15 protein-coding genes are annotated in these 16515 nt (G+C 52.4%); 11 read left to right on the forward strand and 4 right to left on the reverse strand.

Annotation, left to right across the window (positions count from 1 at the left end):
• The first annotated feature begins 8 nt into the window (after positions 1 to 8).
• The 8 genes from QNN86_RS02055 to yejF all read left to right on the forward strand — a co-directional run bounded on the left by QNN86_RS02055 (position 9) and on the right by yejF (position 10099).
• Positions 9 to 995, forward strand: a complete 987-nt coding sequence (locus QNN86_RS02055) for a CobW family GTP-binding protein (RefSeq protein WP_115258013.1) — start codon at positions 9 to 11, stop codon at positions 993 to 995.
• 33 nt (positions 996 to 1028) lie between these two features.
• Entirely contained in the window at positions 1029 to 1742 is a 714-nt protein-coding gene (locus tag QNN86_RS02060; RefSeq protein ID WP_414210550.1) for a phosphatase PAP2 family protein, read from the forward strand.
• Between the two features lie 413 nt (positions 1743 to 2155).
• Positions 2156 to 2725, forward strand: a complete 570-nt coding sequence (gene mepS / locus QNN86_RS02065) for a bifunctional murein DD-endopeptidase/murein LD-carboxypeptidase (RefSeq protein WP_096756458.1) — start codon at positions 2156 to 2158, stop codon at positions 2723 to 2725.
• Between the two features lie 182 nt (positions 2726 to 2907).
• The gene (locus QNN86_RS02070) at positions 2908 to 4470 is read left to right on the forward strand and encodes a cyclic di-GMP phosphodiesterase (protein ID WP_279277914.1); all 1563 of its coding nucleotides are present in this window, start codon (positions 2908 to 2910) and stop codon (positions 4468 to 4470) included.
• A gap of 58 nt (positions 4471 to 4528) precedes the next feature.
• A complete protein-coding gene (locus QNN86_RS02075) occupies positions 4529 to 6388 on the forward strand; it encodes an extracellular solute-binding protein (protein ID WP_414210551.1) in 1860 nt (619 codons plus the stop codon).
• Positions 6389 to 7483, forward strand: coding sequence for a microcin C ABC transporter permease YejB (locus tag QNN86_RS02080; RefSeq protein ID WP_096756455.1), 1095 nt, complete (start codon positions 6389 to 6391; stop codon positions 7481 to 7483).
• On the forward strand, positions 7483 to 8508 hold the full coding sequence (locus tag QNN86_RS02085) for an ABC transporter permease (protein ID WP_181617353.1): 1026 nt from the start codon (positions 7483 to 7485) through the stop codon (positions 8506 to 8508). The genes QNN86_RS02080 and QNN86_RS02085 overlap by 1 nt, the downstream gene beginning before the upstream one ends.
• A 1-nt stretch (position 8509) precedes the next feature.
• Entirely contained in the window at positions 8510 to 10099 is a 1590-nt protein-coding gene (yejF, locus tag QNN86_RS02090; RefSeq protein WP_414210552.1) for a microcin C ABC transporter ATP-binding protein YejF, read from the forward strand.
• 3 nt (positions 10100 to 10102) lie between these two features.
• On the opposite strand, the gene QNN86_RS02095 is transcribed toward yejF, so the two are convergent.
• From QNN86_RS02095 to rsuA, 3 genes are all read right to left on the reverse strand, one after another.
• Entirely contained in the window at positions 10103 to 10447 is a 345-nt protein-coding gene (locus tag QNN86_RS02095; RefSeq protein ID WP_029139605.1) for a YejG family protein, read from the reverse strand.
• Between the two features lie 328 nt (positions 10448 to 10775).
• Entirely contained in the window at positions 10776 to 11972 is a 1197-nt protein-coding gene (locus tag QNN86_RS02100; protein WP_115258006.1) for a Bcr/CflA family multidrug efflux MFS transporter, read from the reverse strand.
• 15 nt (positions 11973 to 11987) lie between these two features.
• Entirely contained in the window at positions 11988 to 12695 is a 708-nt protein-coding gene (gene rsuA / locus QNN86_RS02105; RefSeq protein ID WP_115258005.1) for a 16S rRNA pseudouridine(516) synthase RsuA, read from the reverse strand.
• Between the two features lie 152 nt (positions 12696 to 12847).
• Between rsuA and QNN86_RS02110 the strand changes: the two genes are divergently transcribed.
• Together QNN86_RS02110 and rplY are read left to right on the forward strand one after the other, a co-directional pair.
• Positions 12848 to 14608, forward strand: coding sequence for a DEAD/DEAH box helicase (locus QNN86_RS02110; RefSeq protein WP_414210553.1), 1761 nt, complete (start codon positions 12848 to 12850; stop codon positions 14606 to 14608).
• A gap of 124 nt (positions 14609 to 14732) precedes the next feature.
• A complete protein-coding gene (gene rplY, locus QNN86_RS02115; protein WP_045445132.1) occupies positions 14733 to 15017 on the forward strand; it encodes a 50S ribosomal protein L25 in 285 nt (94 codons plus the stop codon).
• A 122-nt stretch (positions 15018 to 15139) separates the two neighbouring features.
• On the opposite strand, the gene yejK is transcribed toward rplY, so the two are convergent.
• Positions 15140 to 16147 (reverse strand): nucleoid-associated protein YejK, encoded by a 1008-nt coding sequence (yejK, locus tag QNN86_RS02120; RefSeq protein WP_005129293.1) that lies wholly within the window; start codon positions 16145 to 16147, stop codon positions 15140 to 15142.
• 134 nt (positions 16148 to 16281) lie between these two features.
• Here yejK and QNN86_RS02125 point away from each other — a divergent pair, with 134 nt between their 5' ends.
• Positions 16282 to 16509 (forward strand): YejL family protein, encoded by a 228-nt coding sequence (locus QNN86_RS02125; protein ID WP_096756447.1) that lies wholly within the window; start codon positions 16282 to 16284, stop codon positions 16507 to 16509.
• The last annotated feature ends 6 nt before the right edge of the window (positions 16510 to 16515 follow it).

The raw sequence follows: 16515 nt of genomic DNA on the forward strand, positions 1-16515 counted from the left end.
GAGCCAACGTGACCAAAACCAACCTCATTACCGGTTTTCTCGGCAGCGGTAAAACCACCTCTATTCTTCATTTACTCGCCAACAAAGATCCCGCTGAGAAGTGGGCTGTGCTGGTTAATGAGTTTGGCGAAGTCGGTATTGACGGCGCGCTGTTGGCCGACAGCGGCGCACTGCTAAAAGAGATCCCCGGAGGATGCATGTGTTGTGTTAACGGTTTGCCGATGCAGGTAGGCCTTAATACGTTACTGCGTCAGGGCAAACCGGATCGGTTACTGATCGAACCGACCGGGCTCGGACACCCAAAACAGATTCTGGATTTACTCACCGCCCCGGTTTACGAACCGTGGATCGATCTGCGCGCCACACTCTGTATCCTTGATCCACGCTTGCTGCTGGATGAAAAAAGCGTCGCCAATGAGAATTTCCGCGACCAGCTGGCCGCCGCTGACGTTATCGTCGCCAACAAAACCGATCGCGCTACGGCTGAAAGTGAACATGCTCTGCAAACCTGGTGGCAGCACTACGGCGGTCACCGTCAGCTGGTTCATGCCGATCATGGACACATTGACACGCAGTTACTCGATTTACCGCGTCTGAATCTGGCGGAACTTCCCGCAAGTGCGGCACACGCCCATCAGCATGCCGACAAAAAGGGACTGGCGGCACTGAGCCTGCCGGCACAGCAGCGCTGGCGTCGTAGTCTCAACAGCGGTCAGGGGCATCAGGCCTGCGGCTGGATTTTCGATGCCGACACCGTGTTCGATACCATCGGCCTGCTGGAATGGTCGCGTCTCGCGCCGGTAGGTCGCGTAAAAGGCGTCATGCGAATCAAGGAAGGACTGGTGCGCATCAACCGTCAGGGTGATGACTGGCACATCGAGACCCAAAACGTCGCACCTCCGGACAGCCGTATTGAACTCATCTCGGACACCGAGACTGACTGGAACGCGTTACAGGGTGCATTGTTGAAGCTTCGTTTAGACGCTAACGCGTAAGGTTGCCTGCGATTTTGGCAATGGTGAACGACGATGAAAACCCGATACCCTTTTATTCTCCTGCTTAATATCGCAGGTCTGACGCTGTTTCTGTCCTGGTATATTCCAGCCGGACATGGATTCTGGTATTCCATCGATTTTGGTGTTTTCCATTTCTTCAACCAGAAACTGGTCGACAGCCCAATGTTCCTGTGGGTTGTCGCAATCACCAACAACCGCGCGTTTGACGGCTGCTCGCTGCTGGCAATGGGTGCCCTGATGCTGAGTTTTTGGCGCAAAGAAACCCCGGACGGGCGCCGCCGTATCATCGCAATTGGTCTGGTGATGCTGCTCACAGCGGTGGTATTAAATCAGTTAGGCCAGGCGCTTATTCCGGTTAAACGCGCCAGTCCGACGTTGATGCTGGATAATATTCATCGTGTCAGCGAGCTGCTGCATATTTCAACCAAAGATGCGTCAAGAGACAGCTTCCCGGGCGATCACGGCATGATGCTGCTTATTTTTTCCGCATTTATGCTGCGGTATTTCGGAAAAGTCGCAGGATTAATCGGCCTTATTATCGCTGTGGTTTTTGCCTTTCCTCGCGTAATGATTGGTGCTCACTGGCTTACTGATATCGTGGTCGGTTCGATGACCGTCGTTTTGATTGGCCTGCCCTGGTGGCTAATGACGCCATTAAGCGACCGTTTGGTCACCCTGTTCACGAATTATCTCCCAGGTAAAAACAAACATTTTTTAAACAAATAACGCAGAGTAATTAACATCATCAGGGATACTTCTGATTCCCTGATGATATCTGACGATAATATCTCTTGCTGACTGTCATTCTCTTGTCATCTTATTCCTGTTGAAAATGAATGAATTGCGTGTTTTTCAGCCTAATTGTTCTTAATTTAGCCAATGCCGTTTATTCACTTTCTGTATCAATTTTTCTTATAAGAAATCACGTAAAATCACTCGCAATGACTGTGGCGATCGGGTAATCTCGAACTCGTTTTGCCTCGCGAGATAATTATTCTCTTTACGAATAAATTTGTGCGTTCTACCACAGATTTGACCATAAAGAATTGTCTCATCGTGCGTAGGTAATTAGTCTCGTCACGTTTGGCATTTTTTATAACGATATTTATCGTTAAGGACTTCAAGGGAAAACAAACAACATGGTCAAATCTCAACCGATTTTGAGATATATCTTGCGGGGCATACCCGCGATAGCAGTTGCGGTTCTGCTTTCTGCATGTAGCACAACGAACACCGCCAAGAATATGCATTCTGAGACGCATGCTGTGGGCAATGGAGATAACTCTTCACTGCAAGCCTCTCAGGATGAATTTGAAAGTATGGTACGTAATATCGATGTTAAATCTCGTATTATGGACCAATACGCTGACTGGAAAGGCGTGCGTTACCGCCTTGGCGGCAGCACTAAGAAAGGGATTGATTGTTCAAGTTTTGTACAACGTACATTCCGTGAACAATTTGGTTTAGAGCTTCCTCGCTCAACCTACGAACAACAGGAAACGGGTAAATCCGTTTCGCGCACCAATCTGCGCACCGGCGATCTGGTTCTGTTCCGTGCGGGCTCTACGGGCCGTCACGTCGGTATTTATATCGGTAACAACCAGTTTGTACATGCCTCGACCAGCAGCGGCGTTGTCATTTCCAGTATGAACGAGCCTTACTGGAAAAAGCGTTACAACGAAGCCCGCCGGGTTCTGAGTCGCAGTTAATTCGTTTGGCAGCTATCCCTTGGCTATCCTGATGAGACAAATCAAAAGCACTGCTTAGGCGGTGCTTTTTGCTTTTCTTTTACACAACAGAAAAATCTCACGATAAGCGTCAATCCAGGCTATAGTCTTACAAATTAAGCGGTTTAATAATAAGCAGTTACTGCAGGTAAACATAAAGAACTATGTTCAAACGTGCCTCTTCTTCCGGTCGGAAAATCCTGATCACCTGTATTTTAACGGGGCTCGTCGTCGCCTTACTCGTCAGCACACTGCAATTTTTCGTCTCGTGGCACAAACGAGAAGTGAAGTACGACACGCTGCTCTCCGATATACAGAATTACGTCAAAAGTTACTTCTCAGAACTCAAAACGACCACCGATGAACTACAACCCCTGGTCACTGACAGTTGCCAACAAGTTGCCACGAAACTAACCTCCAGTGCAGCCTTTAGCCTGAACGTACGGGCTTTTTTGCTGGTAAAAGACAGCATCGCATTTTGCTCTTCCGCAACGGGCCCCATGAACACCCCCATCCAGGAGCTGATGCCGTCGATTAATATCAACCACGATATCGATGTGGCCCTGCTCCCGGGTACGCCGATGGTGCCTGACAAACCCGCAATAATGATTTGGTATCGTCATCCTGCTTTGCCGAATAGCGGCGTATTTAGTTCACTGAACATCAATCTGGCCCCCTATCTTCTCTATACCGCCCGGCAAGATGATTTTGACGGTATTGCTATTATCGTGGGCAATATGGCTATTTCGACATTTTCAGCTCACCTGATACCCGTCTCCGATCTTCCTGATGCCTCAACCCCACGACAGGCGACGATTGACGGCCTGCCGGTGACCGTTCGATTGTACGCAGAAGAGTGGACGTATAACGATATCTGGTATTCCCTCATGCTGGGATGCATGGCTGGAATTATGGCGGCCCTGCTTGTCTGGTACTACATCTACACCCTCCGTTTACGGCCCGGGAAAGATATTCTGAACGCCATCAAGCACAATCAGTTTTATGTGGTCTACCAACCGGTCATGGAGATGCAAACGCTGGAGGTAAAAGGGGTAGAAGTCTTATTACGCTGGCGTCATCCGACGACGGGCGAGATCCCACCTGATGCCTTTATTCATTACGCCGAATCGCAGCAAATGATTGTGCCACTCACGCAGCATCTCTTTAAGCTGGTGGCCAGCGATGCCCCTGCCCTGCAAAAAGTACTCCCCAAGGGCGCAAAATTGGGGATCAACATTGCTCCTTCACATTTGCATGGTGAGAGTTTCAAAGCAGATATTCAGGAACTGAGCGCCTCGTTACCCGCCAACTATTTTCAGGTGGTACTGGAAATTACCGAACGCGATATGCTCGATCAGCACGAAGCCACGAAAATTTTTGAATGGCTGCATGCTGCCGGACTCGAAATTGCCATTGATGATTTCGGCACCGGCCATAGCGCCCTTATCTATCTGGAACGTTTTACGGTCGATTACCTGAAGATTGACCGTGGATTTATCAATGCCATTGGTACCGAAACGCTAACGTCGCCGGTACTGGATGCCGTGTTGACACTCTCCAGACGCCTCAATATGCTGACGGTTGCTGAAGGCGTAGAAACGCAGGAGCAGGCCCGGTGGCTGCGCGATCGCGGCGTGCATTTCTTCCAGGGTTACTGGGTCAGCCGTCCGTTAAAGCTGGCTGATTTCGTACGCTGGATGGCGAAGCCAGATATGCCAAAGTGGTGATCGCACAGTGCGATTCGTCGATATACTACGCTTGCCGGAACCTCCCCGAGGCTCGGACATGAGGTCCATCGGCTGGTGGACAAGAAAAGGAAAACCCGTGCATAGGATTGTTCGCGTACTGCTGCTATTTTTCACCGTTATAGGTTTTAGCGCTCAGGCTCAGTCCATCAAAGAAAGCTATGCATTTTCCGTACTGGGCGAACCCAAGTATGCGTTCAATTTTACCCACTTCGACTATGTGAATCCCGCTGCCCCCAAAGGGGGGCAAATCACGCTCTCGTCCATCGGCACCTTCGATAATTTCAACCGCTACTCGATGCGAGGGAATCCCGGCGCCCGGACTGAATCACTTTACGATGCGCTGTTTACCACTTCCGATGATGAACCCGGTAGCTATTACCCGCTCATTGCCGACAGCGCCCGCTACGCGGACGACTATTCCTGGGTTGAAATCGCCATTAATCCTCGCGCGCGTTTTCACGACGGGTCGCCGATCACCGCCCGCGACGTTGCCTTTACCTTCCACAAATTTATGACCGAAGGCGTGCCGCAGTTTCGTCTGGTATACAAAGGGACCACCGTTAAAGCGATCGCCCCGTTAACCGTGCGAATTGAGTTAGCCAAACCGGGTAAAGAAGACATGCTCAGCCTGTTTTCATTACCGGTGATGCCAGAGAAATACTGGAAAGATCACAAGCTCAGCGACCCGTTATCCTCCCCACCCCTTGCCAGCGGACCTTACCGCATCACCCAATGGAAAATGGGGCAGTATATTGTCTACTCACGGGTCAAAGATTACTGGGCCGCTGACCTGCCGGTTAATCGTGGGCGCTGGAATTTTGATACCCTCCGCTACGACTATTACCTTGATGACAACGTGGCCTTTGAAGCATTTAAAGCCGGTGCATTTGACCTGCGTCTTGAGAACGATGCCAAAAACTGGGCAACACGTTATACCGGTAAGAACTTCACAAAACAGTACATCGTCAAAGCCGAACAAAAAAACGAGTCGGCGCAGGATACGCGCTGGTTAGCGTTTAACATCCAGCGTCCGGTGTTCAGCGACCGCCGTGTTCGTGAGGCGATCACGCTGGCTTTTGATTTTGAATGGATGAATAAGGCGTTGTTTTATAATGCCTGGAGCAGGACGACCAGCTATTTCCAGAACACCGAATATGCCGCCAAAAATTATCCCGACGCGGATGAGCTGGTGCTACTTGCACCGATGAAAAACGATCTGCCTCCCGAAGTCTTCAGCCAAATCTATCAGCCACCCACATCAAAAGGCGACGGTTACGATCGTGAAAACCTGCTGAAGGCCAGTGCACTCCTGGACAAGGCCGGATGGGTATTGAAGGGGCAGCAGCGGGTCAACATCACCAGCGGCAAAGCGCTGACTTTTGAGCTGTTGCTCCCGGCAGGCAGTAACAGCCAATGGGTATTGCCGTTCCAGCATAACCTGCAGCGGCTGGGCATTACGATGAATATCCGCCAGGTCGATAACTCACAAATCACCAGCCGCCTGCGCAGCCGCGACTATGACATGATGCCAAGGCTGTATCGTGCGATGCCGTGGCCCAGCTCGGATCTGCAAATTCTGTGGGCTTCCGAATATATTGATTCCAGCTATAACGCCCCCGGCGTGCAAAGCCCGGTCATTGATAAGCTGATTAGCCAGATCATTGCGGCGCAAGGTAATAAAGCAAAACTTATCCCGCTGGGACGCGCGCTGGACCGCGTGTTAACCTGGAATTATTACATGTTGCCGATGTGGTTTATGGCCGAAGACAGGCTGGCATGGTGGGACAAATTTTCGCAGCCTGCCGTTCGCCCGATTTACACCATCGGCGTGGACAACTGGTGGTATGACGTCAACAAAGCGGCCAAACTTCCCGCTGCCAGACGACAGGGAGAATAAATGGGCGCATATCTGATTCGACGTCTGCTGCTGGTGATCCCGACGCTGTGGGCCATCATTACCATCAACTTTTTTATCGTGCAGATTGCCCCAGGCGGCCCGGTCGAGCAGGCCGTTGCCGCCATTGAGTTCGGGCAAAGCGGCGCACTACCGGGTGCAGGCAGTGAAGGTGTGCGTGCCAGCCACGCGCAAACCGGCGTCGGGAACATCAGCGACAGCAATTATCGTGGTGGTCGCGGCCTGGATCCGGAAGTGATTGCTGAAATCACCCGCCGTTACGGATTCGATAAACCGATTCACGAACGTTATTTCAACATGCTCTGGAACTATATCCGCTTCGATTTTGGCGACAGCCTGTTTCGCAGCGCCTCGGTCCTGACATTAATCAAAGACAGCCTGCCCGTCTCCGTCACGCTGGGATTATGGAGTACGCTGATTATCTATCTGGTGTCGATTCCGCTGGGGATCCGCAAAGCGGTGTACAACGGCAGCCGCTTTGACGTGTGGAGCAGCGCATTCATTATTATCGGCTACGCCATCCCCGCCTTCCTGTTTGCAATTTTATTGATCGTTTTCTTTGCCGGCGGCAGCTATTACGACCTTTTCCCGCTGCGCGGTCTGGTTTCCGCCAATTTTGACGCTCTGCCCTGGTATCAAAAAATCACCGATTATCTGTGGCATATCACCCTGCCGGTGCTGGCAACGGTGGTGGGTGGATTTGCCGCGCTGACGATGCTGACCAAAAACTCCTTTCTGGATGAGGTTCGCAAACAGTATGTCGTCACCGCGCGCGCTAAAGGCGTTAGCGAGAAAAACATTCTGCGCAAACACGTCTTTCGTAACGCCATGCTGTTGGTGATAGCCGGTTTCCCAGCCACCTTCATCAGTATGTTTTTCACCGGCTCACTGTTGATTGAAGTCATGTTCTCGCTGAACGGTCTGGGATTACTGGGCTATGAATCGACCGTGTCACGCGACTATCCGGTGATGTTTGGTACACTTTATATCTTCACGCTGATCGGCCTGCTGCTCAATATCCTCAGTGATATTAGCTATACGCTGGTCGATCCGCGTATTGATTTCGAGGGACGCTAATGTCGCGCTTAAGCCCCGTCAATCAGGCCCGCTGGGCGCGTTTTCGCCACAATCGCCGTGGCTACTGGTCGCTGTGGATTTTTCTGCTGCTGTTCGGCTTAAGCCTGTGTTCCGAGCTGATTGCCAATGATAAGCCTCTGCTGGTGCGCTATGACGGCAGCTGGTACTTTCCCCTGGTCAAAAACTACAGTGAAAGCGATTTCGGCGGCCCGTTAGCCACCAAAGCAGATTATCAGGATCCGTGGCTGCAGCAGCGTCTGGAAAGCCAGGGATGGATCCTGTGGGCACCCGTGCGCTTTGGCGCCACCAGCATTAACTTTGCCACCGACACCCCCTTCCCTTCCCCGCCGTCCGCACAAAACTGGCTGGGCACCGATGCCAACGGCGGCGACGTACTGGCGCGCATCCTCTATGGGACCCGCATTTCCATCCTGTTTGGTTTGATGTTAACCCTGTGTTCCAGCGTCATGGGCGTGATGGCCGGTGCGCTGCAGGGCTATTACGGCGGAAAGATTGACCTGTGGGGGCAACGCTTCATTGAAGTCTGGTCCGGGATGCCGACGCTATTTTTGATAATCCTGCTCTCCAGCGTCGTCCAGCCCAACTTCTGGTGGCTATTGGCCATTACGGTCGTGTTTGGCTGGATGAGCCTGGTTGGCGTGGTGCGCGCCGAGTTTTTACGCACGCGTAACTTTGATTATATCCGCGCCGCACAGGCGCTTGGCGTGAGCGATCGCAGCATTATCCTGCGCCACATGCTGCCGAATGCGATGGTCGCCACGCTGACCTTTTTGCCGTTTATTTTATGTAGCTCAATTACCACACTGACCTCGCTGGATTTTCTGGGGTTCGGCTTACCTCTCGGCTCCCCGTCGCTAGGGGAACTGCTGTTGCAGGGTAAAAACAACTTACAGGCACCGTGGCTTGGGATCACCGCATTCGTGTCGGTAGCCCTGTTGTTATCGCTGCTGATCTTTATTGGTGAAGCGGTACGCGACGCGTTTGATCCCAACAAGGCGGTATAAGATGACGCAACCTCTGTTAGCCATTGACAATTTATCGGTCGGTTTTCGTCAGCAGGGAACCGTACGTACCGTGGTGAACGAAATTTCATTGCACGTCGAAGCTGGGCAAACCCTGGCGCTGGTCGGCGAGTCCGGCTCGGGTAAAAGCGTCACCGCACTCTCGATTTTACGTTTGCTCCCCACCCCTCCGGCGGTCTATCTTGCCGGTGATATCCGCTTTCACGGTGAATCACTACTCCACGCCAGCGAGCAAACGCTACGCGGCGTACGGGGGAATAAAATCGCCATGATTTTCCAGGAACCGATGGTGTCGCTCAACCCGCTGCACACGCTGGAAAAACAGCTCTATGAAGTGTTGTCTCTGCATCGGGGGATGCGTCGGGAAGCCGCGCGGGCAGAGATCCTGACCTGTCTGGATCGCGTCGGGATCCGTCAGGCCGCCAAACGTCTGGCGGATTTCCCACACCAGCTTTCCGGCGGAGAGCGTCAGCGCGTGATGATTGCCATGGCGTTACTCACTCGCCCTGAACTGCTGATTGCCGACGAACCCACCACCGCACTGGATGTTTCCGTGCAGGCGCAGATCCTGCAACTGCTGCGCGAACTGCAGCGCGAGCTGAATATGGGCCTGCTGTTCATCACCCATAATCTCAGTATCGTCAAAAAGTTAGCTGACACCGTTGCGGTGATGCAAAACGGTCAGTGCGTTGAACAAAACCGTGCCAGGCAACTGCTTTCCGCCCCCACCCATCCTTACACGCAGAAATTGCTCAACAGTGAACCTGCCGGCGATCCAGTGCCTTTACCCACCGGACACCCCCCCTTACTGGAAGTGGAGCAGCTTCGCGTCGCTTTCCCCATCCGTAAAGGGCTGCTTAAACGCGTGGTGGACCATAACGTGGTGGTCAACAATGTCAGTTTTTCCCTGAAGCCGGGAGAAACGCTGGGACTGGTCGGTGAATCAGGATCGGGGAAAAGTACTACCGGTCTGGCACTGCTGAGGCTCATCGCCTCACAAGGACGCATTGTGTTTGACGGTTTACCACTGCATGGCTTAAATCGCCGTCAGCTGTTACCGGTACGCCATCGCATTCAGGTGGTGTTCCAGGACCCTAACTCATCGCTGAATCCGCGTCTGAGCGTGTTACAGATCATTGAAGAGGGATTACGCGTTCATCAGCCAGCGCTATCTGCTGAACAACGCGAAACGCAAGTCAAAGCAGTGATGACCGAAGTGGGTCTGGATAGCGACACGCGGCATCGTTACCCTGCCGAGTTTTCCGGTGGTCAGCGTCAACGTATTGCGATTGCCAGAGCACTGATTTTAAAACCATCGCTGATTATTCTGGATGAGCCGACATCGTCACTCGACAGGACCGTCCAGGCGCAAATCCTGACGTTGCTTAAGTCATTACAGCAAAAGCATCGCCTGGCCTACATCTTTATCAGCCACGATTTGCATGTTGTACGTGCGCTATGCCATCAGGTTATTGTGCTACGGCAAGGAGAGGTCGTGGAACAGGGGCAATGCGAGCACGTCTTCAACGCGCCACAACAAGCCTATACGCGTCAGCTGCTCGCGCTAAGCTGACGCTCAAAATGGGTTATTATTTGAAAAAGGTTCTGCGATAGCCACGCCGAAATTTTTCAGTCTGCAGGTCGCTGCAAATTCATCCTGACGATTGACGAACAGACACGGCTCCCCTTCACATTCCAGTACGGAACACGGAACTTCAATGTCGCTCAACGCCTGGCTGAGTTTATGCATTACCGACCACGCACTGTCACCGTCCGGACTGAGTAACTTGAGCGCCACCAGGCTATTCTCATTGCTCTGGCCGTTTTGCGGAATCGGTTCAACTTTTGAACCTGCGAAACCCACCGACCAACGATAGCACTGCGGCAGACGGTGAACGATTGAGAGTTGTAATGTCATCACTTTCTTTCCCTGGAAGTACAATTACTTCACAATTATTTTACATCAATATTAACACATCATTGACAATACGTCTTTAGACAGTTGGCAAACGTTTACACCCTGTCCGTATGCCACTTTCCGAACCCAATATTTAAATTTATTCAACGGTTCTGGCAGTTTTCCGGGCTATATGTACGCGTTTCTGCGATCTAACTCAACCTTTTTAACTACAATGATGTGACTTTTTACATAAATTGATTTTACATAAAATAAACATAACCAGGGGAATAGATAGATTAGCGGTTGATGTACATCAACTCCGGGGGGCAAATGCCCCCCAGGTTGTGTATTAGATCACCGTTTTTTTGGCTCGACTGGCATAGAGATAGAAAAGAATGGAACAGGACGCACAAAAGGCAATCGTCCAGATCATCGGCCAGGCAGAGTTAAAGGTCGCCAGTGACAATAGCGCGCCCACAATGGCGCCAATGCCAAAGCGGAAGGTTCCCGCCAGCGACGACGCCGTGCCAGCCATATGCGGAAACTCATCGAGGATCACCGCCATCGCGTTAGATGACACCATCGATACGCATCCGACAAACGCCGCAACACCGACCACCAGCGCCCAGAAGCCCAACCCGAACAGCGCGCTAAATACCATCCAGCCCGCCATCGCAAACTGGATCCACAGCCCGGTACGGAACATATTCAATGCCCCAACCCGCCGAACAAAGCGGCTGTTGATAATGGTCATCACAAACAGGAAGACAATGTTCAGCGCAAAGTAATAGCCAAAGTTCTGCGGCGAAACATGGTTGATCTCAATGTAGACAAAGGGACCAGCGCTGAGAAACGAGAACATGCCGGCAAAGCTAAATCCGCTGGCCAGCATATAGCTCAACACGCGCTTATGGCGAAACAGCGAGGCGAAATTGCCCATTGTGGTACGCAAACGAAACGGCTGGCGTCGCTCAACGGGCAAGGTCTCTTTGATCAAGGTGAAAATCATCACCGAAGCCAGTATCGCCGCCACGGCCAGGATCCAAAAGATGTAGTGCCAGCTTAACCATACCAGCACCCAGCCGCCGACAATCGGCGCCAGCAGCGGCGCAATCGTCGTGACCAGCATGACGAAGGACATCATGCGTGAAAACTCTTCCTTCGGATAAATATCGCGCATCAGGGCGTTGATCACCACGCTCGCCGCCGCAGCCGCCAGGCCGTGGAAGAAACGCATAGTGATCAATTGATCGATAGTTTGTGCCAGCGCGCAGGCGACTGCCGCTGCCGCAAACACCAGCGTTCCCCCCAGAATCACCGGCTTACGTCCGATGCTGTCGGCCATCGGCCCATAGATCAACTGCCCCACTGCAAACCCCAAAATATAGGTACTGAGGGTCATTTGCGCACTGCCCGCAGGCACGCCAAACTGAGCAGAGATCACCGGCAGCGCCGGAAGATACATATCAATCGACAACGGCATTAACATGGCCAACAAGCCAAGGATAAAAACAATGGCAATTGAAGAGTTCTGCCGGGTGGTCACATTTAGCTCCTGAAATTAACGAGGGGTTACGTTAACGCTGGCGATTTCTTCTTCGGTCAAGGGGCGATATTCACCGGGGGCAAGGTCGTCATCAAGCTTGATGGCGCCGATGCGCTCGCGGTGCAGTTCCACAACGTGGTTGCCGACGGCGGCAAACATACGCTTAACCTGATGATAGCGCCCTTCACTGATGGTCAAACGCACCTGGGTTGGCGTAATCACTTCCAGCACCGCCGGTTTTGTCAGATCCTTTTCATTATGCAACTGTACGCCACGGGTAAACTGTTCGGCGGTGTCTTCCGCCACCGGCGACTCCAGCGTCACCAGATAGGTTTTCTCACAATGGTGGCGCGGGGAGGTGATGCGGTGTGACCACTGACCGTCATCGGTCATCAGTACCAGCCCGGTGGTGTCGATATCCAGACGCCCTGCCGCATGCAGCTTGTGGGCAACAGGTTCATCGAGGAAATAAAGCACTGTCGGATGATCCGGGTCTTCCGTGGAACACACATAGCCCTGAGGCTTGTTGAGCATAAAATAGCGTGGGCCATTTTGCTGAGCCAGTGAATTACCGTCGTATTCGACGTCATGTTCTGGCAGCAGTTTAAAGGCGCTATTTCTGACGATTTCGCCATCGACGGTAACGCGGTTACCACGGATTTCACGCCCGGCAATAGCGCGGCTGACGCCGAGTTGCTGAGCGATAAATTTATCAAGTCGCATGAGTGTGATTTTGCCTGTAACAATACGGAAATCGAGCGTTATGCCCGAAAAGTGGAGCCGTTTTCCGCTCAGTATAGCGGGCTAACAACTTCCCTCAAGGGAAAAAGATTCGTGGCATACTATTCATTGTTATTGTTTACCCTAGTGAGACCATGACTTTTACACTTCGCCCTTACCAACAAGAAGCCGTGGATGCCACGCTCAACCATTTTCGCCACCACCGCACACCTGCGGTCATCGTCCTGCCAACCGGGGCCGGTAAAAGCCTGGTGATTGCTGAACTGGCGCGTGTGGCGCGTGGGCGCGTACTAGTGCTGGCGCATGTGAAGGAGTTGGTCGCGCAGAACCATGCCAAATATTGTGCGCTGGGGCTGGACGCCGATATCTTTGCCGCGGGTCTGAAGCGTAAAGAGAGCCACGGTAAAGTGGTGTTCGGCAGCGTACAGTCGGTGGCACGTAATCTGGAAGCGTTTCAGGGTGAATTTTCCCTGCTCATCGTCGACGAATGCCATCGCATTGGTGACGACGAAGAGAGCCAGTATCAGCAAATCCTGACTCACCTGACGCGTGTTAATCCTCACTTACGCCTGCTCGGGCTGACTGCCACACCTTTTCGCCTCGGTAAAGGCTGGATTTACCATTTTCATTATCACGGTATGGTGCGCGGCGATGAAAAAGCGCTTTTTCGCGACTGTATTTATGAGCTGCCGCTGCGCTACATGATTAAACACGGCTATCTGACGCCGCCAGAGCGCCTCGACATGCCGGTCGTCCAGTATGACTTCAGCCGCCTGCAAGCACAAAGTAACGGTTTGTTCAGCGAAGCTGACCTTAATCATGAGCTGAAAAAACAGCAGCGGATAACGCCGCATATCATCAGCCAGATTGTCGAATTTGCCCAGACGCGTAAAGGCGTCATGATATTTGCCGCCACCGTAGAGCACGCTAAAGAGATTGTTGGCCTGCTGCCCATAGACGATGCAGCGCTTATCACCGGCGACACACCTGGCGCAGAGCGAGATGTGTTGATTGAGGATTTCAAAGCCCAGCGTTTCCGCTATCTGGTTAACGTGTCGGTGCTGACCACCGGGTTTGACGCCCCACACGTCGATCTCATTGCGATCCTGCGCCCTACCGAGTCCGTTAGCCTGTATCAACAAATCGTCGGACGAGGGCTGCGTCTGGCGCCGGGAAAAACGGATTGTCTGATCCTCGACTACGCGGGCAATCCTCACGATTTGTACGCCCCGGAAGTGGGTGCGCCGAAGGGCAAAAGCGACAACGTTCCGGTGCAGGTATTCTGCCCCGCCTGCGGGTTTGCTAACACCTTCTGGGGTAAGACCACAGCCGATGGCACGCTGATCGAACACTTTGGCCGTCGCTGTCAGGGTTGGTTTGAAGATGATGACGGTCACCGTGAACAATGTGACTTCCGCTTTCGTTTTAAAAACTGCCCACAGTGCAATGCTGAAAATGACATTGCCGCTCGCCGCTGTCGGGCATGCGATACCATACTGGTCGATCCGGACGATATGCTGAAGGCGGCGCTCAGGCTCAAGGATGCGCTGGTACTGCGCTGTAGCGGCATGGCGTTACAGCATGGCCAGGATGACAAAGGTGAATGGCTGAAAATAACGTATTATGATGAGGATGGCGCCGACGTCAGCGAACGATTTCGTTTGCACACCCCCGCTCAACGTACCGCCTTTGAACAGCTGTTTATTCGCCCACACACCCGCACGCCCGGCATCCCTATACGCTGGATAACCGCCGCCGACATCCTGGCGCAGCAGGCGCTGTTACGCCATCCCGATTTTGTGGTCGCTCGCATGAAAGGTCAGTACTGGCAGGTACGTGAAAAGGTCTTTGATTATGAAGGCCGCTTCCGCCGGGCACATGAATTACGCGGTTAATCGTACTTTTGATTGATGTACCTGTCATTTGAGGATAGAATCTCGCCCGCTTTTGCATACGCAAAGCAGATCACTTACCTGTTGCTGGGTCGCCTGTAGCAGGAATTATTAAAGAGAGATTTAAATGTTTACTATCAACGCTGAAGTACGTAAAGAGCAGGGTAAGGGTGCGAGCCGCCGCCTGCGTACCGCTAACAAGTTCCCGGCAATCATCTACGGTGGCGCAGAAGCCCCGATTGCTATCGAACTGGATCACGATTCAATCATGAACATGCAAGCTAAAGCTGAATTTTACAGCGAAGTTCTGACCATCGTTGTTGACGGTAAAGAAGTTAAAGTTAAAGCTCAGGCTGTACAGCGTCACCCGTTCAAGCCGAAACTGGCTCACATCGACTTCGTTCGCGCGTAATCGCCAACAAGTTGAAGAAAAACCCCGCCTCGGCGGGGTTTTTTTATGTCATTTTTAACCGATGACAACGTATGACATGTGGCCGGATAAGGCATTTACGCCGCCATCCGGCATCATCCATGTTATTTCCCGCCAGAAGTACGGCGCTGCAGCTGATCGCGCAGGTTAGGCGGCGTACCTTTGATGGTTAAGGTGTCCGTTGCCGGATCCCAGAAAATGCGTTCGCCCAGCAGCATGGCGTCGAAGTTGATCGTTAACCCCCCGCCGCTACCGGCAAACTTGGTTAACTGACGCAGCGTGCTGCGATCTGCCGGGAAGCTCTCTTCCAGCTCATAGCCTTTATCCGCGGTAAATTCACTGAAGCTGACTTCACTGACGCCGGAAAGCTCTTTTGACAGAGACTCCAGTTCAATCTCTTCACCGGCCTGAAGCTGCTCGTTGCAGTAGCTGTAAACCTGCTGACGCACGTTCTGGCGTTCAGCTTTGTCCAGTTGAGCTTCGGCAGTGAAGTCATCGACCGCCTGCAGCAGGCCACGGTTTTGCGCTTTAGCATTAAGCCCTTCGCTGGCGCCGAGGAAATCCATAAAGAAATCGGCAACTTTGCGTCCTACCCGTCCTTTCAGGAACGTCAGATACCGCGTGGACTCCGGGTTGGTTTCCCACTCAGTTAAATCAATACGCGCCACGATATCAGCATGATTGATATCCAGATAGTGCGTCGGGTTGATATCCAGATTTTCATTCACGCGCATGCTGCTTAAGTTGTTCAGCACCGCCACCAGCAGGTACTCTACCGCCAGGTAACGGTAATGACAGAACAGCACGATCCCGCCGTCAGCAAACGGATATTTCGCCAGCTCATCGCGCAGACGCCCGGTTGCAGCACGACTGAACGCCAGAAAATCCTCTTCGCCCTGACGCTGCAAACGCAGCGTTTGCGCCAGTTCGCTCTCTTCGCTAAACAGGCCATAGGCTTTATTCTTGGCGCTATATACCCGATGCAGCTCAGCCATCATCTCGACAACGGTCGCCGTCGGCTCCAGTAATGAATCGCGCAAGACCAGCTCAAGGTTCTGCTCATCACGCTTGATAAGCTGGTGCAGGGCAATCTGGTTGATATCCAGACTCATGATAAACTCTCCTTTAAGACCGGGCGGTATTCAACCACCTGCCGGGCAGTGACGCAATAGAAGATAAAAAAGCAGAAAAAAAACTGTCGCTACGGTAATATGTTGCCCTTTCATGAACAGACAGATTTCGATTTATGCCACAAATTTCCCGCTATAGTGACGAACACGTTGAACAATTGCTGAATGAAATGCTCAACGTACTGGAAAAACATAAGGCACCGACCGATCTTTCCCTGATGGTACTGGGAAACATGGTCACTAACCTTATCAATACAAGCGTCGCACCGGCCCAGCGCCAGGCGATTGCGAATTCATTTGCCCGCGCATTGCAGTCTTCGATAAACGACGACCAAGCGCACTAAGAGCCT

Source organism: Citrobacter sp. C348, from assembly GCF_047467975.1.
Lineage (GTDB): Bacteria > Pseudomonadota > Gammaproteobacteria > Enterobacterales > Enterobacteriaceae > Citrobacter > Citrobacter gillenii.

Excerpts from the sequence above, each read along its gene's own strand:
- QNN86_RS02060 (WP_414210550.1), top strand. The coding sequence starts at position 1,029 with ATGAAAACCCGATACCCTTTTATTCTCCTGCTTAATATCGCAGGTCTG.
- mepS (WP_096756458.1), top strand. The coding sequence starts at position 2,156 with ATGGTCAAATCTCAACCGATTTTGAGATATATCTTGCGGGGCATACCC.
- QNN86_RS02070 (WP_279277914.1), top strand. The coding sequence starts at position 2,908 with ATGTTCAAACGTGCCTCTTCTTCCGGTCGGAAAATCCTGATCACCTGT.
- QNN86_RS02075 (WP_414210551.1), top strand. The coding sequence starts at position 4,529 with ATGAGGTCCATCGGCTGGTGGACAAGAAAAGGAAAACCCGTGCATAGG.
- QNN86_RS02080 (WP_096756455.1), top strand. The coding sequence starts at position 6,389 with ATGGGCGCATATCTGATTCGACGTCTGCTGCTGGTGATCCCGACGCTG.
- QNN86_RS02085 (WP_181617353.1), top strand. The coding sequence starts at position 7,483 with ATGTCGCGCTTAAGCCCCGTCAATCAGGCCCGCTGGGCGCGTTTTCGC.
- yejF (WP_414210552.1), top strand. The coding sequence starts at position 8,510 with ATGACGCAACCTCTGTTAGCCATTGACAATTTATCGGTCGGTTTTCGT.
- rsuA (WP_115258005.1), bottom strand. The coding sequence starts at position 12,695 with ATGCGACTTGATAAATTTATCGCTCAGCAACTCGGCGTCAGCCGCGCT.
- QNN86_RS02110 (WP_414210553.1), top strand. The coding sequence starts at position 12,848 with ATGACTTTTACACTTCGCCCTTACCAACAAGAAGCCGTGGATGCCACG.
- rplY (WP_045445132.1), top strand. The coding sequence starts at position 14,733 with ATGTTTACTATCAACGCTGAAGTACGTAAAGAGCAGGGTAAGGGTGCG.
- yejK (WP_005129293.1), bottom strand. The coding sequence starts at position 16,147 with ATGAGTCTGGATATCAACCAGATTGCCCTGCACCAGCTTATCAAGCGT.
- QNN86_RS02125 (WP_096756447.1), top strand. The coding sequence starts at position 16,282 with ATGCCACAAATTTCCCGCTATAGTGACGAACACGTTGAACAATTGCTG.